General features: G+C 62.1%; 20 protein-coding genes. 14 read left to right on the top strand and 6 right to left on the bottom strand.

Annotated elements, in window-relative coordinates:
• Positions 1-12 precede the first annotated feature (12 nt).
• Positions 13-804: an ATP12 family chaperone protein gene (locus EB230_RS21230; protein WP_172373915.1), complete on the top strand. Its 792-nt coding sequence runs from the start codon at positions 13-15 to the stop codon at positions 802-804.
• Between the two features lie 181 nt (positions 805-985).
• Positions 986-2,875: an MFS transporter gene (locus EB230_RS21225; RefSeq protein WP_056568018.1), complete on the top strand. Its 1,890-nt coding sequence runs from the start codon at positions 986-988 to the stop codon at positions 2,873-2,875.
• A gap of 83 nt (positions 2,876-2,958) precedes the next feature.
• Here EB230_RS21225 and EB230_RS21220 read toward each other — a convergent pair whose 3' ends face one another.
• Positions 2,959-3,150: a DUF2735 domain-containing protein gene (locus tag EB230_RS21220; RefSeq protein WP_081294729.1), complete on the bottom strand. Its 192-nt coding sequence runs from the start codon at positions 3,148-3,150 to the stop codon at positions 2,959-2,961.
• Positions 3,151-3,466: 316 nt separating this feature from the next.
• On the opposite strand from EB230_RS21220, the gene EB230_RS21215 reads away from it, so the two are divergent.
• The gene (locus EB230_RS21215) at positions 3,467-4,507 is read left to right on the top strand and encodes a glutamine synthetase beta-grasp domain-containing protein (protein WP_065005076.1); all 1,041 of its coding nucleotides are present in this window, start codon (positions 3,467-3,469) and stop codon (positions 4,505-4,507) included.
• An 892-nt stretch (positions 4,508-5,399) separates the two neighbouring features.
• On the opposite strand, the gene glnA is transcribed toward EB230_RS21215, so the two are convergent.
• Positions 5,400-6,809 carry a type I glutamate--ammonia ligase gene (gene glnA, locus EB230_RS21210; protein ID WP_172373914.1) on the bottom strand — a complete coding sequence of 470 codons (1,410 nt, stop codon included), beginning with the start codon at positions 6,807-6,809 and terminating at the stop codon, positions 5,400-5,402.
• Positions 6,810-6,873: 64 nt separating this feature from the next.
• Positions 6,874-7,212, bottom strand: coding sequence for a P-II family nitrogen regulator (locus EB230_RS21205; RefSeq protein WP_006205430.1), 339 nt, complete (start codon positions 7,210-7,212; stop codon positions 6,874-6,876).
• A 357-nt stretch (positions 7,213-7,569) separates the two neighbouring features.
• Here EB230_RS21205 and EB230_RS21200 point away from each other — a divergent pair, with 357 nt between their 5' ends.
• The gene (locus EB230_RS21200) at positions 7,570-9,108 is read left to right on the top strand and encodes an NAD(P)H-hydrate dehydratase (protein ID WP_172373913.1); all 1,539 of its coding nucleotides are present in this window, start codon (positions 7,570-7,572) and stop codon (positions 9,106-9,108) included.
• Positions 9,105-11,105, top strand: coding sequence for a hypothetical protein (locus tag EB230_RS21195; RefSeq protein WP_172373912.1), 2,001 nt, complete (start codon positions 9,105-9,107; stop codon positions 11,103-11,105). Before EB230_RS21200 ends, EB230_RS21195 begins: the two co-directional genes overlap by 4 nt.
• A gap of 30 nt (positions 11,106-11,135) precedes the next feature.
• Here EB230_RS21195 and EB230_RS21190 read toward each other — a convergent pair whose 3' ends face one another.
• Positions 11,136-12,668 carry an acyl-CoA carboxylase subunit beta gene (locus tag EB230_RS21190; RefSeq protein ID WP_056568004.1) on the bottom strand — a complete coding sequence of 511 codons (1,533 nt, stop codon included), beginning with the start codon at positions 12,666-12,668 and terminating at the stop codon, positions 11,136-11,138.
• A 63-nt stretch (positions 12,669-12,731) separates the two neighbouring features.
• Here EB230_RS21190 and EB230_RS21185 point away from each other — a divergent pair, with 63 nt between their 5' ends.
• From EB230_RS21185 to EB230_RS21175, 3 genes are all read left to right on the top strand, one after another.
• Positions 12,732-12,968, top strand: coding sequence for a hypothetical protein (locus EB230_RS21185; protein ID WP_056568001.1), 237 nt, complete (start codon positions 12,732-12,734; stop codon positions 12,966-12,968).
• 6 nt (positions 12,969-12,974) lie between these two features.
• Entirely contained in the window at positions 12,975-13,262 is a 288-nt protein-coding gene (locus EB230_RS21180) for a type II toxin-antitoxin system RelE/ParE family toxin (protein ID WP_056567998.1), read from the top strand.
• Positions 13,263-13,624: 362 nt separating this feature from the next.
• On the top strand, positions 13,625-15,046 hold the full coding sequence (locus EB230_RS21175) for a DEAD/DEAH box helicase (RefSeq protein WP_056567996.1): 1,422 nt from the start codon (positions 13,625-13,627) through the stop codon (positions 15,044-15,046).
• Between the two features lie 109 nt (positions 15,047-15,155).
• Here EB230_RS21175 and EB230_RS21170 read toward each other — a convergent pair whose 3' ends face one another.
• The gene (locus EB230_RS21170; protein WP_172373911.1) at positions 15,156-16,130 is read right to left on the bottom strand and encodes an alpha/beta fold hydrolase; all 975 of its coding nucleotides are present in this window, start codon (positions 16,128-16,130) and stop codon (positions 15,156-15,158) included.
• A 93-nt stretch (positions 16,131-16,223) separates the two neighbouring features.
• Positions 16,224-17,045 (bottom strand): SDR family oxidoreductase, encoded by an 822-nt coding sequence (locus EB230_RS21165; RefSeq protein WP_172373910.1) that lies wholly within the window; start codon positions 17,043-17,045, stop codon positions 16,224-16,226.
• A gap of 227 nt (positions 17,046-17,272) precedes the next feature.
• On the opposite strand from EB230_RS21165, the gene EB230_RS21160 reads away from it, so the two are divergent.
• From EB230_RS21160 to EB230_RS21135, 6 genes are all read left to right on the top strand, one after another.
• Positions 17,273-18,307 (top strand): cysteine synthase A, encoded by a 1,035-nt coding sequence (locus EB230_RS21160; protein ID WP_172373909.1) that lies wholly within the window; start codon positions 17,273-17,275, stop codon positions 18,305-18,307.
• Positions 18,307-19,050, top strand: a complete 744-nt coding sequence (locus EB230_RS21155) for an alanyl-tRNA editing protein (RefSeq protein ID WP_172373908.1) — start codon at positions 18,307-18,309, stop codon at positions 19,048-19,050. The genes EB230_RS21160 and EB230_RS21155 overlap by 1 nt, the downstream gene beginning before the upstream one ends.
• A 35-nt stretch (positions 19,051-19,085) precedes the next feature.
• Positions 19,086-19,967: a 3-mercaptopyruvate sulfurtransferase gene (gene sseA, locus EB230_RS21150; protein ID WP_056567982.1), complete on the top strand. Its 882-nt coding sequence runs from the start codon at positions 19,086-19,088 to the stop codon at positions 19,965-19,967.
• A gap of 5 nt (positions 19,968-19,972) precedes the next feature.
• On the top strand, positions 19,973-20,536 hold the full coding sequence (locus tag EB230_RS21145) for a GNAT family N-acetyltransferase (RefSeq protein ID WP_172375147.1): 564 nt from the start codon (positions 19,973-19,975) through the stop codon (positions 20,534-20,536).
• A gap of 99 nt (positions 20,537-20,635) precedes the next feature.
• Positions 20,636-21,193, top strand: a complete 558-nt coding sequence (locus tag EB230_RS21140) for an OmpA family protein (RefSeq protein WP_172373907.1) — start codon at positions 20,636-20,638, stop codon at positions 21,191-21,193.
• 179 nt (positions 21,194-21,372) lie between these two features.
• Complete coding sequence (locus EB230_RS21135; RefSeq protein WP_172375145.1) at positions 21,373-21,840, top strand: DUF1203 domain-containing protein; 468 nt, start codon at positions 21,373-21,375, stop codon at positions 21,838-21,840.
• Positions 21,841-21,987: the final 147 nt, after the last annotated feature.

The raw sequence follows: 21,987 nt of genomic DNA, 5'->3' as shown, positions 1-21,987 counted from the left end.
GAGAGATTTTTCATGCGTGACATCCTCAACGACCTCGAAGCGGGTAAGTATCTTTCCGATCCGGATCCGGTGCGGCGCGCCCAGATCCAGATGAAGACACCGCTGCCCAAGCGCTTCTACAAGACCGTTTCGGTTGCGCCGGTAGAGGAAGGTTTCGCCGTGCATCTTGACGGCAGGCCCGTGCGCACGCCGGGCAAGGCGCTGCTGGCGCTGCCGACCGAGGCGGTAGCCGGTCTGGTTGCCGCCGAATTCGCCGAACAGGGCGAGACGATCAATCCGGTGACGATGCCGGTAATGCGCCTGGTCAACACCGCCATCGATGGCGTCGCCAGCGACCCGCAGGCGGTGCTGGAAGACATACTGCGTTTTGCCTCATCAGACCTGCTCTGCTACCGCGCCGACGCGCCGCAGGGGCTGGTTGACCGGCAGAACGAGCAGTGGGATCCCGTCATCGATTGGGCGCGCGCCGCATTCGGGGCGCGCTTCAACCTTGCCGAGGGCATCATCCATGTCGAGCAGCCGCGCGAGACGATCGCCGTTCTGGGCAGTCATCTCAATCAGCGCGCCGAGCCGCTGCGCCTGGCCGCGATTCACCTGATGACCTCGCTGACCGGTTCGGCGCTGCTGGCGCTGGCCGTCGATTTCGGTGAGCTCGACGTGGAGGCCGCCTGGACCGCCGGCCATGTCGACGAGGACTGGCAGATCGAGCAATGGGGGCAGGACGCCGAAGCGGTCGCGCGCCGCGCTGCCCGCAAGCGTGACATGATGGCCGCGGTCGGCCTCCTCGAGGCGCTCAAGGCCTGAGCCCGGACCGTTACCGCACCGCACCTAATACCAAAGTCATAATCCCATCGTCGCTCTGCCGTCGGCGGGTGCTTTCTGCCATTTTTTGCCTGATGGCTCCGCTTTTTTGAGTCTGCGTTCGGAGGAGAACGCGGGCGTTGGCGTGGCATCGAGGGCAAGGGTCTCACGGGAGGACATATCAATGGCAATGGCATCGACCGCCGGCGGAACGAGCCGCGGCATGACGCGAGAGGAGAAGAAAGTCATCTTCGCTTCCTCGCTCGGCACTGTTTTCGAATGGTACGATTTCTATCTCTATGGCTCACTGGCGGCCTTTATCGGCTCGACCTTTTTCAGCCCGACCATTCCCGAGGCGACACGCAACATCTTCGCGCTGCTGGCCTTCGCCGCCGGTTTCCTCGTGCGCCCGTTCGGCGCGCTGGTGTTCGGCCGCCTTGGTGACCTTGTCGGCCGCAAATACACATTCCTCGTCACAATGACGATCATGGGCCTGTCGACCTTCCTGGTTGGCTTGCTGCCCGGCTATGCGACTTTGGGCATCGCCGCTCCGGTAATCCTGATATTCCTGCGCATGCTGCAGGGTCTGGCGCTCGGCGGCGAATATGGTGGGGCGGCGACCTACGTTGCCGAGCACTCGCCGGATGATCGCCGTGGCTTCTACACGTCCTGGATTCAGACGACGGCGACGCTCGGGCTGTTTCTGTCGCTGATCGTTATCCTCATCGTCCAGGGATCACTGAGCAAGGAAACCTACGCTGCCTGGGGTTGGCGCATTCCGTTCATCGTGTCCTTCGTGCTGCTCGCCGTTTCGATCTGGATTCGGCTGTCGCTTTCGGAATCGCCGACCTTCCAGAAGATGAAGGACGAAGGAAGGGGATCCAAGGCGCCGCTTTCGGAAGCCTTCGGCCAGTGGAAGAATGCCAAGATCGCGCTGCTGGCGTTGTTCGGCCTTACCGCCGGCCAGGCCGTGGTCTGGTATAATGGTCAGTTCTATGCGCTGTTCTTTCTGCAGAACGTGCTCAAGGTCGACGCGCAGTCGGTCAACATCATGATCGCCGTTGCGCTGGCGCTTGGCTCGATCTTCTTCGTCGTCTTCGGCTGGCTGTCCGACAAGATCGGCCGCAAGCCGATTATCATGGCTGGCCTTGCGCTTGCCATTGTCAGCACCTTCCCGCTGTTCAAGGCATTGACCTGGGCCGCCAATCCGGCGCTTGCGAAGGCGCAGCAGAGCACGCGGGCAACGGTGACGGCGGCACCCGGAGACTGCAGGTTCCAGTTCAATCCGGTCGGTACAGCCAAGTTCACGACGTCCTGCGACATCGCGACTTCGTTCCTGACCAAGAACTCGGTTCCCTATGACGTGGTGTCGACGGCCGCGCCCGGGACGGCTGCGTCGGTCAAGATCGGTAACGAGACGGTGACATCCTACGACGCGGTTGCCGCCGGCGATCAGGCCAAGGCCAAGGACGCTGCCTTCGTCAAGGCGGTCAACATGTCGCTGCAGGACGGCGGTTATCCGTTGAAGCGGGCAGCGATCAAGGTCGCTGACCAGAAGCTCGACGCTTTCATCGCAGCCAACCCTGAGCTGAAACTTGATGCCGCCGCCATCCGCGGCGGCGAAAAGGCAGCAATGCCGACCGATCAGGCGGTCAAGGACAAGCTCTTGACCACGGATGAGGCGGCGGGCGCGCCAGAGGTCACCGTCTATAATATCCCCGGCGGCGGCGCCTTCGCCATGTTCGCCGATCCGGCGGCCGTGAACTGGCCGATGACGATCGGCATCCTGTTCCTCCTGGTGCTGCTCGTTACCATGGTCTACGGCCCGATCGCGGCGATCCTGGTCGAGATGTTCCCGACCCGCATCCGCTACACCGGCATGTCGCTGCCCTATCACATCGGCAATGGCTGGTTCGGTGGCTTGCTGCCTGCGACGGTGTTCGCGCTCAGCGCCTATAGGGGCGACATCTACTACGGCCTTTGGTATCCGGTGGTGATCGCGGCGATCACGCTCGTCATCGGCATGCTCTTCGTCAAGGACACGCTCGGCACCAACTTGCACGCCAAGGATTAGCCGATCGGATCCATGTGCCAACGAAAAAGCCCGGCGTGAGCAATCACGCCGGGCTTTTCATGTCAGTGGCCGAAAGAAGCGGATCAGCTTTTCCGATGATTTTCTTCCTCGACGGCTGCTTCGTGATACCAGCCGTCAAAATCGGCGTACGTGGTACGCAACGAAGCGAGCTCTGCCGCGAATTTCGCCTTCGCGCCTAAATTTGAGGCAGATTTGCTTGCTGCCAGAGGGAACATCAGAATTTTCGCCGACGGACGGGTGGGAGCGATTTCCATGGGCCGTCTCCTTTCTTCTTCAGGAGCTTGTCGATTCAGCTTTCCCAGAAGATAGGTCCTGCGATTCCTTTAGGCAATATGCCTACGAAAAGATCATTATTTGCCTAATATTTGTGCGATCTGCGCGTTTGATCGATCAGGATCCAGTGATGAGGCGGCACAGCAAATTCGGCGCGATATCGCAGCCATTTTGCCGCACCCGCCAATGCCGGAGTGGCACACGAATTGCATTTTAGTGATCGGCAGCGCCGGCTGCCGACGGCGGACGCATGTTGACGCCGTTTGGTGTTCGGTGATCAAGCAACGAGAGGCTAGAATGACGAAATACAAGCTCGAGTACATTTGGCTCGATGGATACACCCCGGTCCCCAACCTTCGCGGAAAGACGCAGATCAAGGAATTCGCCGAATTCCCGACGCTCGAACAGCTGCCGCTGTGGGGGTTCGACGGTTCCTCGACCATGCAGGCCGAGGGCCGCAGCTCCGACTGCGTGTTGAAGCCGGTGGCGCTCTACCCGGATCCGGCCCGCACCAACGGCATTCTGGTCATGTGCGAAGTCATGATGCCCGATGGCGTCACCCCGCATGAATCGAACAGCCGCGCGACCATCCTCGACGACGAGGATGCGTGGTTCGGCTTCGAGCAGGAGTATTTCTTCTACAAGGACGGCCGTCCGCTCGGCTTCCCCGAGAGCGGCTACCCGGCGCCGCAGGGCCCGTACTATACCGGCGTCGGCTACAAGAACGTCGGCGACGTCGCACGCAAGATCGTCGAAGAGCATCTTGACCAGTGCCTTGCGGCCGGCATCAACCATGAAGGCATCAACGCCGAGGTGGCCAAAGGCCAGTGGGAATTCCAGATCTTCGGCAAGGGCTCCAAGAAGGCCGCCGACCAGATCTGGATGGCGCGCTATCTGCTTCTGCGTCTGACCGAGACTTACGGCATCGACATCGAGTTCCACTGCAAGCCGCTTGGCGACACTGACTGGAACGGCTCGGGCATGCACTGCAACTTCTCGACCAAGTTCATGCGCGAAGTCGGCGGCAAGGCCTACTTCGAGGCCCTGATGGCACAGTTCGACAAGAACCTCATGGACCACATCGCCGTCTACGGTCCGGACAATGACAAGCGCCTGACCGGCAAGCACGAAACCGCGCCGTGGAACAAGTTCAGCTACGGCGTCGCCGACCGCGGGGCTTCTATCCGCGTACCGCATTCCTTCGTCAAGAATGACTACAAGGGCTATCTCGAAGACCGCCGTCCGAATTCCCAGGGCGACCCCTACCAGATCGCCTCGCAGGTTCTGAAGACGATTTCGCAGGTTGCGACCGACGCGTCGGTTTCGGCCGCCGCCTGATTGTTTTCGCGGCGCGGGCCATGAGATGACCCGCGCCGCAATTGCAGTGACAAGAGCCCCGGCGGGAAAACGCCGGGGCTTTTGTGCTTTTGGTGCGGGCAGCGCACGAATCCGCCATGACGGGGATTCAGGGCGTCGACGGCTATCCGCTTGATGTTTGTTCTGGACGCAGCCGACGGCACCGACCGCCATGCCGATAAGATGCCTCCTTGCGCCATCCTGTTCCGTGAGAACCTTGGTCCTTGCCAGGGTCGTTTTGGGCGGCGCCAGCCGGGTGGAATGAATTCCCCCAAAAAAAGTCAGGTTGAAAAGGGGCGGCCAAAACCGCGGCACCGGTCAGCCCCGGCTGACGTTTGGTCAACCATACCCCGCGTCGTAGGCGCGGAAATTGCCTGAAAAGCCCGGAAAACCGCCGGTTCGAGCGTGTTTTTGCACTCAAAGGCTCTTATATAAGTCTCTGTTAAAACACCAGGATCGACCGTCTGCCCCGGTGGCTGGCAACGTTGACAGATCGCGCCGCGGCATGCGTATCGTGCCTTTGGGGTTACGCCAAAGCGATGCTGTTCGAACGGGGCGGGGTTTCTTGAACGACGGCATTGGCGGGGGCGCCGGACGAGCGGGCATTGCAGCCTGAGGCAGTGCGCCGCTCGCTCCTGGCGGCTTGCTACGCCCTGGAGCCATCCGCCAACGCCCTGCCATGGTTTTATAGTGCGATCATGAAGCCGTGTGTTTCGCCGGCGGGCACAAGCGGGCAAGGCCATACGATCCCAACACCCAAAAGCAATTCACTGATCTGACTGACCACACACATCCATCAGTGAGTGTTGAGCGCGGCAAAAAGCCCTTGAAGGGGAAATCCTTCAAGGGCTTTGCAAGCTATCCGAACGGGTTCTTAGACCGAGTAGTACATGTCGTATTCGACCGGATGCGGGGTCATCTCGAAGCGCATCACCTCGGCCATTTTCAGTTCGATGTAGCTGTCGATCTGGTCGTCGTCGAAGACGCCGCCGGCCTTCAGGAAGCCGCGGTCCTTGTCGAGGCTCTGGAGTGCCTCACGCAGCGAGCCGCAGACCGTCGGGATCTTCTTCAACTCCTTCGGCGGCAGGTCGTAGAGATCCTTGTCCATCGGCTGGCCAGGGTGGATCTTGTTCTTGATGCCATCGAGACCGGCCATCAGCATGGCGGCGAAGGCGAGGTAGGGGTTCGCGCCCGGATCCGGGAAACGGACCTCGACGCGCTTCGACTTCGGCGACGAACCGAATGGGATGCGGCAGGAGGCCGAGCGGTTGCGCGCCGAATAGGCGAGCAGAACCGGCGCTTCGTAGCCAGGCACCAGGCGCTTGTAGGAATTGGTCAGCGGGTTGGTGAAGGCGTTGATCGCCTTGGCATGCTTGATGATGCCGCCGATGTAGAACAGGCAGGCTTCGGAGAGGCCTGCATACTCATTGCCGGCGAAGGTCGGCTTGCCGCCCTTCCAGATCGACTGGTGAACGTGCATGCCTGAGCCGTTGTCGCCGAATATCGGCTTCGGCATGAAGGTGGCCGTCTTGCCGTAGGCGTTGGCGACCTGGTGCACGACGTACTTGTAGATCAGCATCTTGTCGGCGTTGCGGACCAGCGTGTCGAACTTGATGCCGAGTTCGTGCTGCGCGGCGGCGACCTCATGGTGATGCTTTTCGACGCGGACGCCCATTTCGGCGAGCACGGTCAGCATCTCGGAGCGCATGTCCTGCGCGGAATCGATCGGCGGTACCGGGAAATAGCCTCCCTTGACGCGCGGGCGGTGGCCAAGGTTGCCGGTTTCGTAATCGGTGTCGTCATTGGACGGCAACTCGGTGGAATCGAGCTTGAAGCCGGTGTTGTAGGGATCGGCCTTGTACTTGACGTCATCGAACACGAAGAATTCGGCTTCCGGACCGACATAGATGGTGTCGCCGATGCCTTCCGACTTCATATAGGCCTCGGCCTTCTTGGCCGTGCCGCGCGGATCGCGGTTATAGGATTCGCCCGAGACCGGATCGAGGATGTCGCACAGGATGACCATGGTCGACTGCGCGAAGAACGGGTCCATGTGGACCGTGTCCGGATCGGGCATCAACACCATGTCGGACTCGTTGATGGCCTTCCAGCCGGCAATCGACGAGCCGTCGAACATGACACCATCGGCGAACATGTCTTCCTCGACCTCGACGACATCCATCGTCACGTGCTGCAGCTTGCCCTTCGGGTCGGTGAAGCGCAGGTCGACGAATTTCACGTCGTTGTCCTTGATCTGCTTCATGATGTCTTTGGCTGTCGTCATGTCATGTATCCCTGTGTGATGACGTTTTTTGATGGATGACGTTTCGAACGGTGGCCGGGTCCGATCAGACCGCGTCCATTCCGGTTTCGCCGGTGCGGATGCGCACGACTTCCTCGATGTTGGAGACGAAGATCTTGCCGTCGCCGATACGGCCTGTCTGCGCCGCCTTGCGGATGGCCTCTATGGCGCCTTCGACCGCATCGTCGCCGAGCACGACCTCGATCTTCACCTTGGGCAGGAAGTCGACGACATATTCGGCGCCACGGTAGAGCTCGGTGTGGCCTTTCTGGCGTCCGAAGCCCTTGGCCTCGGTGACGGTGATGCCTTGCAGTCCGGCCTCCTGAAGCGCTTCCTTCACTTCGTCCAGCTTGAATGGCTTGATGATCGCTTCGATCTTTTTCATGTAAAAAGTGGCCTCCACTGCCAAAAAAACGGGTTGTGAGCCCCGCTTGCGCCTCCATCAAGCACGAACTGTGCCAATTCAGCGGAGCAGAAGCGGTCTCATACGATTTCAAAGCCGTACCGCGCCGGGATGCAAATTCACGTCATTCACTGCATCGGATGCGGCACCGGTCCCTTGAGTCTCCACAGTGCCAAGGGGTATTGCGGCACAATAATTGGGCATGTCGCCTAAATAGCAGGCATTTGCCGTCTGCAATGCCTCCCATCCGAACACTATGGCCGCAGTCGCGCCAACTCCTCTTGGTTTGCTTCGGATCGAAAACTGGACAATGCTTGATCGAATGCGGATCGGCAATCCATGAGCGATGAACTTCTTACTTCCGTCGAAATGGGCGAGGCGGACCGAATGGCGATTGCCTCCGGTCCAGTCGCCGGCATCGGCTTGATGCGGCGCGCCGGGGAAGCGGTCGCGGCCGAGGTTTTCAACCGCTATCCCGAAGCGACCTATGTCCATGTGCTTTGCGGGCCGGGCAACAATGGCGGCGATGGCTATGTCGTCGCCCGCATCCTGGCCGACAGCGGCGTCGCCACGACGATCTGGGCGTCCGCAGCGCCGAGGCCGGAAAGCGATGCGGCGCTCGCCGCCGCGGAATGCCCGATCGCGCCTCGGCCACTGTCTGGCTTTGAAGCCGAGCCCGGCTCGATCGTGGTCGACGCGCTTTATGGGGCGGGGCTGTCCAAGCCGCTATCGGGCGACGCCGCAAGGGCGGCCGATATCGCCTCCAACCGACGTTTGCCGGTTATCGCGGTCGATCTGCCTTCGGGCGTCTCCGGCGACAGCGGCAAGGTTCTGGGCATCGCATTCACCGCGGCCGTCACCGTGACCTTCGCGCGCAAGAAACCCGGCCATCTGCTGCTGCCGGGCCGCGAGCGATGCGGTGAGATCGTGCTTGCCGATATCGGCATCGGCGACGACATCATTGCACGGCTCCGGTCCCGGGCGTTCGAGAACAGGCCGGCGCGCTGGCTGCGCGATTTTCCGGTACCGGCCGTCGACGCGCACAAATACAAACGCGGCCATGTCGGCGTCTTTTCAGGCGGACCGAGCGCCACCGGCGCGGCGCGGCTGTCGGCGCTGGCCGCGGCCCGAAGCGGGGCAGGGGCGGTGACCGTGCTGTCGCCGGGCAACGCCATGCAGGTCAATGCCGCCCATCTGACCTCGATCATGCTGCGCAAGGCAGACGATCTCGCGGACATCGAGGAATTTGCCGGCGAACGCCGTCCTTCGGCCTTCGTGCTTGGGCCCGGCTTTGGCGTCGGCGAAAAAACGCGGACCTTTGGGCTGGCACTCCTCGCCGCCGGCCAGCCACGGAATGCCGCCGCACAGGTCGACGGCCTTGTGTTCGATGCCGACGCGATCACCTCGTTTCGTGAGGCGCAGGACGTCTTGTTCGAAGCGGCGCGCAGGCAGAATGCGCCGGCGCTGGTGATGACACCACACGAAGGGGAGTTTGCCAGGCTGTTTCCCGACATAGCCGGCGATGACGCCTCGTCCAAGCTGGACAAGGCGCGCGCGGCGGCTGCACGCGCCAATGCCATTATCGTCTACAAGGGCGCCGACACGGTGATCGCCGCGCCTGATGGCCGGGCGGCAATCAATGCCAACGGCGCGGCCTGGCTTGCCACCGCCGGGTCGGGCGACGTGCTGTCGGGCATATCAGCCGGCCTGATGGCGCAAGCCATGCCGGCGTTCGAAGCAGCCTGTGCGGCGGTCTGGATCCATGCCGAGGCCGGCAGCCGGTTTGGACCGGGGCTGATTGCCGAGGATCTGCCGCTGGCGCTGGTGCCGGTTTTGCGCGAACTGGTCGAGGCACGGCGCAAGGTGCCCAACGGATGAAGCGTTTCGCGCTCACCGTTGCGGCCTTCATCACGCTGCTCATCTCGCATGGCGTGCGCGCCGAGCAGCCAGTGACCATCGTCGACGATGCGGCGGTTCTCGCTACACTCGATGCCAAGGGCTTTGGCTTCGCCGGCATTTTTGCCGTCGATGGCGCGGGCGATCTGAAGACGCTCTATGACAAGGCGCCGGCCTATCATGCGATCGTCGATACGGTGGCATCAGACATTGCCACGCTGCGGGCCGAGATGAAGGCAGGCGGGCGCACGCTCTACGAGGTCACCGACGGCAATGTCGGCCGCATCATGGACATGCGCTGGCTGAAGACGGAGGCGGCACGCTTCCGTCTGGTCGGCGTCGTCAACCGGCTCGACCGGCGTGATTTCGCTGCCTTGGAAGGCGACAAGAGCTGCGGCGAGGTGCGTTTCATCTATCGCCTCGCCTACAGCTTCAAGAAGGACGGCAAGGTCCTGGCTTCGCGGCTGCCGCTCAATTTCAACGCGGTCTACAGTGCGGCACCGGATGCCGATGGCGGCTGCGTCGGTGTTGCCGGACGCTGGACGCCGCAACTGGATGAGAGCATCGACGCTGGCTGGCTGAACGGCGGGCCGCTGGAGCGGGCCGGGCTCACCTTCAAGCAGCTCGAACTCAATGCGCAAGTCGTGCGCTTTCCCTCCGGTCAGGAGACCGAATTTGGCGGGCAGGCCGCCTACCTCATGCGGATATTCGGCATCGATGGCGCTACCGTCAGCGAGAAGCCGCTGGAAAACACACCTGATACCGTGCGGCTCTCGCAAGATGCGGCGCTGAAGAAAGAGCTTGCCCATTATGTCAGCGCCAATGTTGCGGCGGTCGATCTCGGCGTCTACGAAATCCCCGACGAATTCCTGGCCAAAAAGGTCGTCTCGTGGTCGACCTTCGGCAGCGCGCGGCAGGCCAACCATCCGTTTACGCAAATATTCCAACCCAAGGAATTCGTATCGCTCGACTATTCCTCCATGAAGCTGGTGCGCACGCCGGAGGCGCTGGTCGAGCGGCTGGACAATGGCGCCTGCCAGGGCTGCCACCAGGCGGGTTCCACGGCCGGCTTCCACCTGATCGGCGTCGACGACAAGACGACGTCGCCGCTCAACCGCATCGAGGTCGGCATCTCGCCGCATCTCCATGCCGAGATTCCCCGGCGTCAGGCCTGGCTGCGCGCAACGCAGGAAGGCAAGGAGCCGAACCGTTATCGGCCGCTGTCCTTTGCGCCGCCAGCCACCTGGGCTGATACCGGCGACGTCGACTACGCACCAGCCGAAATGGCGATGCCGTGCCTGATGCCCGAGGATGCCAAGCGTTTCGGCGCGACCTGGCAATGTGGCGGCGGCACTGTCTGCACGCCGCTGGCGACCGCGTCTGGCGTGCACACTACGCTGGCGCAATGCCTGTTGCCCAAGGGGAGCGAAAATATGTTCTCCGGCCATCCCTGCCTGACCGGGTCGATCGCCAGCAACCAGTCGCGGCCTTTCAACGACCGCTACACGATATCAGGCCGGTTCGCCGCGTTCGCACCGGGGATTTCGCGCACCGCCTATACCTGCCGGCCGCCGAAGATCGGCGTGCCGGCCGGCATCGCCTACCGCGCTTGCGACGACAAGGATCGCGACTTTGCCGCCTTCAAGAAGGGCAAGCCGATGCCGAATGAAATCTGTGGGCTGGTCGGCGGCAAGAAATTCGACACTTGCGTGGCGACCAACAATTTCGACCAGTGCCTCGGCGGCGCGGTCAATCGCGGCAACCGGCCGGCGTGTTCGGCCGATCATTTCTGCCGCGAGGATTATATGTGCCAGTCGCTGCCGCCGGACACGCCGGGCGCCGCCAAAGTCAAAGGCATCGGCTTCTGTTCGCCGACCTATTTCATTTTCCAGATGCGCATCGACAACCATGCGACGCCCTGGGCAAGCGCTACCAGCGCCACGATGGGGGCGGGGTTCGGCGCGGCGGAGGAGGAGTGAGCTGTTCGACAGCTACCTCCGTAGACCGTTTCACAGCGGGATGTTGTCGTGCTTCTTCCAGGGGTTCTGCATGTCCTTGTTGCGCAGCATCCTGAGCGCGCGCGCGATACGGCGGCGGGTCGAGTGCGGCATGATAACCTCGTCGACATAACCGCGCTCGGCGGCGACGAAGGGCGACAGGAAGCGATCCTCGTAAGTCTTTGTATGGGCCGCGATCTTTTCGGCGTCGCCAATGTCCTTGCGGTAGATGATTTCCACCGCGCCCCTGGCGCCCATCACAGCGATCTGCGCCGTTGGCCAGGCATAGTTCATGTCGCCGCGCAGATGTTTTGAGGCCATCACGTCATAGGCGCCGCCATAGGCTTTTCGGGTGATGACGGTGATCTTCGGCACGGTCGCCTCGGCATAGGCGAAGAGCAACTTGGCGCCGTGCTTGATCAGCCCGCCATACTCCTGCGCGGTACCCGGCAGGAAGCCTGGAACGTCGACGAAGGTGACGATCGGGATCGAAAAACAATCGCAGAAGCGCACGAAGCGCGCCGCCTTGCGGCTGGCGTCGGAATCGAGCACGCCCGCCAGCACCATCGGCTGGTTGGCGACAAAGCCGACCGTGCGGCCCTCGACACGGCCGAAGCCGGTGACGATGTTCTTGGCGAAATTCTGCTGGATCTCGAAGAAGTCGCCCTCGTCGGCGACCTTCAGGATCAGTTCCTTGATGTCGTAGGGCTTGTTGGCATTGTCGGGGATCAGCCGGTCGAGCGACAGGTCATGGTCGGTCACCGACTGGTAGCATTCGATCTCGGGAATCTCCGACGTGTTCGAAGCGGGCAAAAGATCGACCAGCCGGCGCATCTGCAGCAGTGCCTCGACATCATTGTCATAGGCGCCGTCGGCGATCGAGGATTTCGTGGTGTGGACCGAGGCGCCGCCGAGGCTTTCGGCCGTCACCGTCTCGTTGGTGACGGTCTTCACCACATCCGGGCCGGTGACGAACATGTAGGAGGTGTCGCGCACCATGAAGATGAAGTCGGTCATGGCCGGCGAATAGACGTCGCCGCCGGCGCATGGGCCCATGATCACGGAAATCTGCGGAATGACGCCGGAGGCCAGCACGTTGCGCTGAAAAATCTCGGCATAGCCGCCGAGGGCTGCCACACCCTCCTGGATGCGGGCGCCGCCGGCATCGTAGAGACCAATGATCGGCGCGCGGTTGCGCAGCGCCATCTCCTGCACCTTGATGACCTTCTCGGCATGGGCTTCCGACAGCGAGCCGCCGAACACGGTGAAGTCCTTGGCGAAGAGATAGACCGGACGGCCGTTGACCGTGCCCCAACCGGTGACGACGCCGTCGCCGGCGATCTTGGTCTTCTCCATGCCGAAATCGGTCGAGCGATGCTCGACATACATGTCGAACTCCTCGAACGAACCCTCGTCGAGAAACACCTCGATGCGTTCGCGTGCGGTCAGCTTGCCCTTCTTGTGCTGGGCATCGATGCGGGCCTGGCCACCGCCCATGCGGGCGATCTCGCGCCGACGCTCGAGTTCCTTCAGCACATCCTTCATCACTCGGTCCCTCATGCGACATACTTCTTGGCAGGCATTCGCCAGATATGGCAGAATAAGCCTATGAAGAACAACGTAGAAATATCCGAGGATTTGAGCCGCCGGATTGACATGCTCACGTCGCGCTCGACGCTGACACGCGATCAGATCATCGAGAATGCCCTTTCCCACGGACGTTCGCTGGCGTGGCAGGAAAAGTGGGTCGCAGGCGTTCAGGGGGGAATAGAGGCCGCCGACCGTGGCGACTTTGCCAATGAGGAAGAAATCGCGACGGTTCTCAACAGGTACAGTCAGGCATGAGCCTCTGTGCGAATTGTCTGGACCCGACACTATCCGATCGAGCTTGCGTCAATCGGCGACTACATCAACCAACATAACCCGCGGGCCGGTGCCCGGATTGTCAATGATATCCATCCAAAGACCGCCCGGCTGTTGTCCGCTAACCCCTTCATCGGACGGGTTGGCGAGATCAAAGGCGCGCGTGAACTGGTGATTCCCGGAACGCCCTACATGGTCGCGTATCGGGTCGCGGACACTCAGATCGAAATTCTATTTGTGCAACACGGCGCCAGGAAATGGCCGGATGAAGTTTGAGCGGACATTTCCGATCGCTCTCTAGTCGGTTTTTGCTGCGCTGCAACATTGCGCCCCTTGCATTCTGGGGCGAACTCAGCCATATGCAGCCCATAGGCGCTTGGGCCGGGAGATTCCGGCCTTCTCGACAAATGAGACTGGTTGCGTCTGTTTTCCCTCTTTCCGGTATATCGGCCCTTTTTCCGGTACATCATAAAGTGGCGAAAAAGCCCCGTGGCATGATGCCTGCGGGCACGACAGCGCAGCCGAGTGGACGACACCGTCCGCCCGCCTTGTCGTTTCATATCAAATTTTTCGACGGCAGGTTGCGCCCTGCCGCCATTGATGTTTGCGGCCGAGAAGCCGCTTGAAAGAAGATTATTTTGACCAACGAAAACACATTGCCCGGCAACGTATCCGCGGAACTCTCCGGTTTCGCGGCGCTGGGAATTACCGGTGCGCTGCTCAAGGCCACCCACAATGCCGGCTTCACCGAACCGAAGCCGATCCAGATGCAGGCCATCCCGCCGCAGATGGAAGGCCGTGACATTTTCGGCATCGCGCAGACAGGCTCCGGCAAGACCGCGGCCTTTGCGCTGCCGATCCTGTCGAAGATCATCGCGCTCGGCACCAAGCGGCGCGCCAAGACGACCCGCGCGCTCATCCTGGCACCGACCCGCGAGCTTGCGGTGCAGATCGAGGACACCATCAAGATCCTCGCCAAGGGCGCGCATGTCTCCACGGCCCTCGTGTTGGGCGGCGTTTCCCGCTTCAGCCAGGTGAAGAAGGTTGCTCCCGGCGTCGACATCCTCATTGCCACGCCGGGCCGGTTGACCGACCTGGTGCGTGAGGGCGACCTCATCCTGTCCGACACCAAATGGCTGGTGCTGGACGAGGGCGACCGCATGCTCGACATGGGCTTCATCAACGACGTCAAGCGCATCGCCAAGGCGACCGCGCCTGACCGCCAGACGGCGCTGTTCTCGGCCACCATGCCGGACGAGATCGCCGAACTGGCCAAGGGCCTGTTGAAGAACCCGGTCCGCATCGAAGTCTCGCCGCAAAGCACGGCGGCGGCCGAGATCGTGCAGGGCGTCGTCTTCGCCCGCACCAAGCAGAAGCGCCAGGTGCTGTCGACCATGCTCGCCGATGAGGCGATGAGGTCCGTCATCATCTTTTCGCGCACCAAGCATGGCGCCGACCGGGTGACCAAGGACCTCGAGCGCGATGGCTTCAAGGCCGCCGTCATCCATGGCAACAAGTCGCAAAATGCCCGTCAGAAGGCGCTGAACGATTTTCGTGACGGATCGGTGCGCATTCTGGTCGCGACCGACATCGCCGCGCGTGGCATCGATGTACCCGGCATCAGCCATGTCGTGAATTTCGACCTGCCCGACGAGGCCGAAAGCTACGTCCACCGCATCGGCCGTACCGGCCGCAACGGCATGGATGGCATCGCGATCACGCTTTGCGATCCTTCGGAAAACAGCAAGCTGCGCCAGGTCGAACGCATCATCCGCACCAAGCTGCCGATCGTTGCCGACCATCTCGGCAGCCCCGATCCGCAGCGCAATCCGGCTGAAAAGAACGAGCGCTTCGAGCCCGCCAATGACCGCAACGACCGCAATGGCCGTCGCGACGGCCGGCGCCCAGGCGGCGAGAACAAGGGCAACGGCTTCGGCAAGAAGCGCTTCGGCGACAAGCCGGCGTTTGCCGGCGAGCGCAAGCCGGAAGGCGCGAAACCCTTCAAGGGCAACAACAAGCGCCGCTTCGGCGGCAAGCGGCCGGCAGCGCGGGCTGCCTGACGACGCCTCGCGGTAACCGGCCAAACCTTGGTGGTTGGGTGGTTGCCCGACCGATAGATAAGAGGGCGATTGAAGCGATGCTTCGGTCGCCCTCTTTGTTTTCTGAACCTTACTTCGCCACCGCCTCGACCCAGACGGTAATCCGTTGCGCCAGGAAGGCCGTGGTCGATGGCGACAGCGCGTCGCCGGCGATGACATGGTTGTCTGGGTCGCCGGTATCGTCGAGCGGAACCAGCTCGTGCGGCGCGCCCCAGCGGCCGGCGATTTCGCGGGTGCGGTCAGGCCGCACCACCCTGTCCGAATCCGAGAAGATGAACAGGGCAGGGATGTCAGCTTTCTCCACCGGCGCTCCATAGGCGAGTTCAGTCAGCGCCTGCATCGGCAGCGTCGCGGCAACCGGATATTTGGTGGTCCAGAATTTCTCGTGCAGAGCGTTGCGCGGCACGAAACTGCGTTCCTTGCCGATGACGAGTTCGGCGATCTGCTTTCCCCAAGGCATGGTCAGGAGCTCGGCGCCTGATGCCTTCACGCCGAAATTGGGCGAGATGAATGCAATGGCCGCCACGCCATCCGACGCACCGGGCTGTGTTGCCGCCCACGCCGCCAGCGAGCCGCCGGTCGAGGTCGAGATGACGATCACCTTGTCGCCGATCGCCCGGCCGATGGCGAGCGCCTCCTCATAGTCGTTGATCCAGGCATTGACACTGCCCTGCGTCATCGCCGCGCCGTCCTGCCCGTGACCGGTAAGGCGGGTGTAGAAGAGGTTGGCGTCGAGCTGGTCCGCCACCTCGTCGGGCAGGGGGCGGACTTCGCCTTTGGAAGCGGAAAACCCGTGGATATAGACGATCGACAGCGGCGTCTTGGCATGCACCATCGGGTTGGCCCAGACGATCTCCTTCTCCAGCCCGTCGCGTACACCGGGCACGGCGGCTTCCACCTTCGCCACATAGGCCTGCGGATCGTCGCCGATGGCGGAAGGATCGAAGCGGATCGTGGTGTCTACGGGAACGCGTGGGCCAAGGACGATGGCCAGTGCAAGGACGGCGATCAGGCCCAGCACAGCAAGCACGATCCGTCGCCCCATTGCAGACTCCACGCAACAACAACAAGCCTATGGCGGTGGCCATGAACAGGCAACGGCCGCCCAGGCAGCCAAACCACCAATCCTGTGGGCATCCTATTCGTTCGGCGGTTTGCGGTCGTAGTTCAGTGGCCTTGCCTTCCAGCTTGTCGTCAAGCTGATCACCCATCGGCACACGGGTCGGGGCAACAGGGCAAGAAACTTCAGCGGCCAGCTCGTGCGGTACGGAAAGGTGACTTCGAAGCCACCGGATTTGATTGCCTTCACCATGCGGCGCGTCGCTCGGCTGACTGGCATCAGGCCCGGCATTGGCAACATGTTCTTTTCAGTCAGCGGCGTGTCGACAAAACCGGGGTTTATCACCTGGACGCGGATGTTCATCTTGTCGAAATCGTACTTCAGGGACTCTGCCAGGATGTTGATCGCCGCCTTGGTGCCGCCATAGGCGGCGGTGGTCGGCCAGCCGAAATAGGCGGTGACCGATCCAACCAGCACGACATGGCCGCGTGATCGCACGCGCATATGTTCCACGACCGGCACCAGCCCGTTGATGATGCCGAAATAATTGACCTCGAAGGACTTGCGAAAGTCCTTGACGACAAGAGCCTCTCCGGGCGTCGCGATGTAGTTTCCGGCATTGAAGACGGCGAGCACGATCGGGCCGAGCTCCTTCTCGATCGCGGCGACCGTCCTTGCCATGCGCGGTTCGTCGGTCACGTCGCAGGGAAAAGCGGTGACGCTGCCAGGCATCTGCGCTGTCTCGACAATGAGCGTGTCGATCGGATCGTCGTCCAGCGCGGTTACCGCCACCGCGTAGCCCTGGGACGCCAGATCCCTGGCCAGCGAGCGGCCAATGCCGCTCGAGCCGCCCGTGACCCAGGCAACGCCATGTTTCGGATCGGCCCGATAGAGTGTCATGCTGCGCCCTGCCGAGTTTGTTGGTGCCTTGCTCTAGCGGTCAGGAAATCGAATGAAAAGAGTGCTTCTCGACGTCGGGTGCAAATGAACTGTACGACATCGAGCCCGGTCTAGGGGATGCAGATACACCGCAGAGCCGGAAATGCGACTGGACCAGGCAAATTCTTGCCTTGAAACCGAAGCTTCGGGTTTCTAGGGTTTCGGCGCACGCACACAAGGAATCCTGAATGCCCCGTTCTGTGATCGACGCGATCGGCAACACGCCTCTGATCCGCCTCAACAAGGCTTCCGAAGAAACCGGCTGCGAAATCCTGGGCAAGGCCGAATTCATGAATCCTGGGCAATCGGTCAAGGATCGCGCCGGCCTGTTCATCATCCGTGACGCCGAACGGCGCGGCCTGTTGAAGCCGGGCGGTGTCATCGTCGAGGGCACGGCCGGCAATACCGGCATCGGCCTGACGCTGGTCGCCAAGGCGCTTGGCTATCGCACCGTCATCGTCATCCCGGATACGCAGAGCCAGGAAAAGAAGGACACGATCCGCTTGCTCGGCGCCGAGCTGATCGAGGTGCCGGCCGTGCCCTACAAGAACCCCAACAACTACGTGAAACTGTCGGGACGGCTGGCCGAGCAGATGGCCAGGAGCGAGCCGAACGGCGCCATATGGGCCAACCAGTTCGACAATGTCGCCAACCGCGACGGCCATATCCGCACCACGGCGCAGGAAATCTGGGCCCAGACCGGCGGCAAGGTCGATGGTTTCGTCTCGGCGGTGGGCTCCGGTGGAACGCTTGCCGGTGTTGCCTTCGGGCTGAAGGCCAAGAGCAAGGATGTGAAGATCGCGCTCGCTGATCCACTGGGCGCCGCGCTCTACAGTTTCTACACCAGCGGCGAATTGAAATCGGAGGGCAGCTCGATCACCGAGGGCATCGGGCAGGGGCGCATTACCGCCAATCTCGAAGGGTTCACGCCGGACTTCTCCTTTCAGGTCAAGGACGAGGACGCACTGCCGATCGTCTTCGATCTCATTCAGGAAGAAGGTCTTTGCGTCGGTGGCTCGACCGGCATCAACATTGCCGGCGCGATCCGGCTGGCCAGGGAATTAGGCCCCGGCCATACCATCGTGACCATTCTTTGCGATTACGGCACGCGCTACCAGTCGAAGCTGTTCAACCCGGAATTCCTGCGCGAGAAGAACCTTCCCGTGCCGAACTGGATGGAACTGCAAAGCAAGATTTCGGTGCCGTTCGAAAAGGTCTCTTGATGGCGCACAAAACGGAAGCGCTGTTTCGCGACGATGCCTATCTCCGCACGGCGGATGCGGCTGTCGTTGCCGTCAACGATCGCGGCGGCATCGTTCTCGATCGGACGATCTTCTACGCCACCTCGGGCGGCCAGCCGGGAGACACCGGCTATCTCGAGCGTGCCGATGGCAGTCGCATCGCCATCGCAGCCACCATCACGGGTGAGACCAAGGACGAGATAATCCATGTGCCGGCGCCCGAGCAGGCGGCCCCGGCGGCTGGCGAGAAGGTCAAACTCGTCATCGACTGGGAACGCCGGCACCTGTTGATGCGCATGCACGCGGCCTGTCACCTGCTCACAGTCGTTTGCCCGTTCCCGATCACGGGTGCCGCGGTTTCCGAGGACGACAGCCGTGTCGATTTCGACATTCCGGACGCCAGCTTCACCAGGGAAGAGGTGACCGCGAGGCTGATGGATCTGGTGCGGGCCGATCATCCGATTTTCACCAGGCTGATCAGCGACGAGGAACTCGCCGCGAATCCCGGCCTGGTGAAGTCCAAGAACGTCCGGCCGCCGGTCGGCACCGGCAAGATCCGTCTGGTCTGCATCGGTGAGAATGGCACGGTCGACAGCCAGCCTTGCGGCGGCACGCATGTGAAAAGCACGCGCGAAATCGGCGAAATCCACATTGGCAAGATCGAAAAGAAAGGCCGTGAGAACAGGCGCTTCCGCATCCGCTTCGGCCCGATGCCGGCCGCCTGACACGTAACCCTTTGCCTTACCCGGGAGAACCAAAAATGGCAGAAGACAGTCCTTTTATCGTCGATGCGGACTGGCTGCAGGGACGCCTGGGCGAGCCCGGCCTGACAATCGTGGACGCATCCTGGTACTTGCCGGCGCAGAAGCGTGACGCGCGTGCCGAGTATGAAGCCGCCCACATCCCCGGCGCCCGCTTTCTGGACCAGGATGCGGTTTCGGATCCTGACGCCGCCTTGCCGCATACGCTGCCGTCGCCTCGGCATTTCGCGCAATATGTCGGAGCGATGGGCGTCTCGGCCGACGACACCATCGTCATTTATGACGGTCCGGGGTTCTTCTCGGCACCCCGGGCATGGTGGATGTTCCGCATCATGGGTGTTTTCCAGGTCTACATTCTCGACGGCGGCTTCGACGGTTGGAAGGCGGCCGGGCGGCCCGTCACGGCCGAGCCGACAAGGATCGCGCCGAGTGTGTTCCACGCCGATTTCGACCCCGGTCGCGTCGCCAGCCTCGCGGACATGCGCCGGATCGTCGAAACCGGCGCCAGCCAGATTGCCGATGCCCGTGGACCCGGCCGCTTCACCGGTGCGGAGCCCGAACCCCGTGCCGGCGTCCGTTCAGGCCATATGCCGGGTGCGCGCAATGTGCCGTATTCCGCACTGTCGGAGAATGGTTCGCTGCTGTCGAAGGACCGTTTGCGCAAGGTGATCGAGGATGCCGGCATTGACCTGTCGAAGCCCATCGTCACGTCTTGCGGCTCCGGTGTCACCGCAGCGGTGATTACGCTCGCCCTGGAGACGCTTGGCCACACCGACAACAGGCTCTATGACGGCTCATGGACCGAGTGGGGCGGGCTCTCCGACACACCTGTCGCAACTGGCCCCGCGAAGACCGGCCCAGCGAAAACTGGCAAGGAATGAACGCGATGGAAAACGGCGTGCTGCAGGATATTGAAGTCACGGTGACTTTTCTAGAAATGCATGCCCCTCCTGCCGTCTCGCCGCCAGTGCCCTACAACCGACAGGTTGCGCTATTGAAGACCAGGGACATTCCCTTGCATTTTTATCGCTACCTGATGGACCGGGTTGGACGCAAATGGCACTGGGTGAATGTTCTCAGGCTGAATGACGATGAACTTTCGGCCGGCATCCACCGTGAGGATCGCGACATCAGGGTGCTTTATCTCGACGGCGCGCCGGCGGGTTTCTTCGACATCAAGCCGCATTTGCCGGAGGAAGTCGAACTTGCCTATTTCGGCATGATGGAACATGCCACCGGGCAGGGCCTCGGCCGCTGGTTCCTGAGTTCGGCGATTGCGGCCGCGTGGGCATATGGGCCGAAACGGGTGACGGTCCAAACCTGTACGCTTGACCACCCGGCGGCACTCCCACTTTACCAGAAGCTCGGTTTCAGGCCGGTCGCGCAGAAGAAAGAGGTCGTGCACCCGTTGCCTTTCGCCGAGCGTTCGGCCAGCGTCATGCGGCCGTAACGCCACCGGGAATCTGAACCTTTCGTTCATCGGCGCTTCAGCCTGCCTTTGGCATGTTGCCCGCATCGTCAATGCGGCAGATGCCGAAGGAGAAAAGATATGCTGACACGCCGTACACTGGCCGCCGCGCTGATCGCTGCGATTGCCATGCCGAGCCTTGCCGCCGCCCAGGCGACGACGCCTTCCGCCGCCACGATCGAGCGCAAGCTGGAGGCGGCGCCCCGGGTGAAGCTGCGGCCGAACGAGCGCGTCACCATCCGCGAATTCAAGCGCCGGCCGGATCTGCGCCGCATGGCGCGCTCGATCGACATCCAGTCGATCAATTTCGCATTCGGCTCGGCAGCGATTTCCAGCTCGCAATACGACAAGATCGAGACTATCGCCAATGCGCTCCGGCGCATCCTGCGCCGCGATCCCGGTGCGCGCGTGCTGATCGAGGGGCATACCGATGCCGTCGGATCCTTTCAGTCGAACCAGGTACTGTCCGAACAGCGCGCCGCCTCGCTGAAGCGCACGCTGGTGCGCGAATTCGGCGTGCCCGGCTATGCCCTTGAGACCGTCGGCTACGGCGAGGAGTTCCTGCTCGTGCCGACGCAGAACGAAAACTGGCAGAATCGCAGGGTGACGTTGCGGCGCTTCGACGATTTCATCCGCTGATTCGGGGTTTCGCTGGCTTTATCTGGCCGGCTTATCTCATGGATCTGGCGCGATCAGTGTTGTTGGCATGAGGGATCGATCGCAGACATCGGATCGGTCCCTCGATCCTTGGCAAGAATCGGGTGGGACGCATCGGCCAGAGCCCATAATTTCCGGTCGACGAGCCGGAGATTTACATGATGACCATTCAGTTCAAGGCACTATCCACCGAACATGTCAGAGCCCTGCAGCGTGGTGGACCCGATGCTTACGGCCACACGCCAGAGCGGAACATCTCCGACGGCGATGGCGTGCCTTGCAGGCACTGTCTCAAGAACATCGCAGCCGGCGACGCCTATCTTGTCCTGGCTTTCCGGCCTTTCCCGCGTCTTCAACCCTATGCCGAGACCGGCCCGATCTTCCTGCATGCGGAAGAGTGCGAGCGCGCGGCCGAGACAAATGCGCTACCCGAAATCCTCGAAAGTCCGGACTACATCGTGCGCGGCTATGGTAGGGACGACCGTATCGTCTACGGCAGCGGCGCTGTGACCCCGACCGGGGCGATTGCCGCAAGGGCCGAGATCTTGTTCGAGCGCGACGATATTGCCTATGTGCATGTCCGCTCGGCGCGCAACAACTGCTATCAATGCCGGATCGAACGGGCCTGAACCGCGCGGACCGGCAGAAAGCTCTGTCGTACTCCCGTCGCATAGATACGATAGAAAGCGATTGTCGATGGATTGGCCGACCGCGGATGAACCGGCGGCAATCCCGATATCGAGGAAGCGGGGCTTTGGCTCCGCTTTTTTGTTGCT

The organism is Mesorhizobium sp. NZP2234, from assembly GCF_013170765.1.
GTDB classification, from domain to species: Bacteria; Pseudomonadota; Alphaproteobacteria; order Rhizobiales; family Rhizobiaceae; genus Mesorhizobium; species Mesorhizobium loti_D.
This window is presented reverse-complemented; position numbering and strand designations above follow the sequence as displayed.

Bases quoted from the DNA above. Each gene is read 5' to 3' on its own strand.
- glnA (WP_172373914.1), bottom strand. From the start codon at position 6,809: ATGACGACAGCCAAAGACATCATGAAGCAGATCAAGGACAACGACGTG.
- EB230_RS21155 (WP_172373908.1), top strand. From the start codon at position 18,307: ATGGCGCACAAAACGGAAGCGCTGTTTCGCGACGATGCCTATCTCCGC.
- EB230_RS21195 (WP_172373912.1), top strand. From the start codon at position 9,105: ATGAAGCGTTTCGCGCTCACCGTTGCGGCCTTCATCACGCTGCTCATC.
- EB230_RS21220 (WP_081294729.1), bottom strand. From the start codon at position 3,150: ATGGAAATCGCTCCCACCCGTCCGTCGGCGAAAATTCTGATGTTCCCT.
- EB230_RS21145 (WP_172375147.1), top strand. From the start codon at position 19,973: ATGGAAAACGGCGTGCTGCAGGATATTGAAGTCACGGTGACTTTTCTA.
- EB230_RS21135 (WP_172375145.1), top strand. From the start codon at position 21,373: ATGACCATTCAGTTCAAGGCACTATCCACCGAACATGTCAGAGCCCTG.
- EB230_RS21215 (WP_065005076.1), top strand. From the start codon at position 3,467: ATGACGAAATACAAGCTCGAGTACATTTGGCTCGATGGATACACCCCG.
- EB230_RS21205 (WP_006205430.1), bottom strand. From the start codon at position 7,212: ATGAAAAAGATCGAAGCGATCATCAAGCCATTCAAGCTGGACGAAGTG.
- EB230_RS21165 (WP_172373910.1), bottom strand. From the start codon at position 17,045: ATGACACTCTATCGGGCCGATCCGAAACATGGCGTTGCCTGGGTCACG.
- EB230_RS21225 (WP_056568018.1), top strand. From the start codon at position 986: ATGGCAATGGCATCGACCGCCGGCGGAACGAGCCGCGGCATGACGCGA.
- sseA (WP_056567982.1), top strand. From the start codon at position 19,086: ATGGCAGAAGACAGTCCTTTTATCGTCGATGCGGACTGGCTGCAGGGA.
- EB230_RS21185 (WP_056568001.1), top strand. From the start codon at position 12,732: ATGAAGAACAACGTAGAAATATCCGAGGATTTGAGCCGCCGGATTGAC.
- EB230_RS21200 (WP_172373913.1), top strand. From the start codon at position 7,570: ATGAGCGATGAACTTCTTACTTCCGTCGAAATGGGCGAGGCGGACCGA.
- EB230_RS21170 (WP_172373911.1), bottom strand. From the start codon at position 16,130: ATGGGGCGACGGATCGTGCTTGCTGTGCTGGGCCTGATCGCCGTCCTT.
- EB230_RS21190 (WP_056568004.1), bottom strand. From the start codon at position 12,668: ATGAAGGATGTGCTGAAGGAACTCGAGCGTCGGCGCGAGATCGCCCGC.
- EB230_RS21160 (WP_172373909.1), top strand. From the start codon at position 17,273: ATGCCCCGTTCTGTGATCGACGCGATCGGCAACACGCCTCTGATCCGC.
- EB230_RS21230 (WP_172373915.1), top strand. From the start codon at position 13: ATGCGTGACATCCTCAACGACCTCGAAGCGGGTAAGTATCTTTCCGAT.
- EB230_RS21140 (WP_172373907.1), top strand. From the start codon at position 20,636: ATGCTGACACGCCGTACACTGGCCGCCGCGCTGATCGCTGCGATTGCC.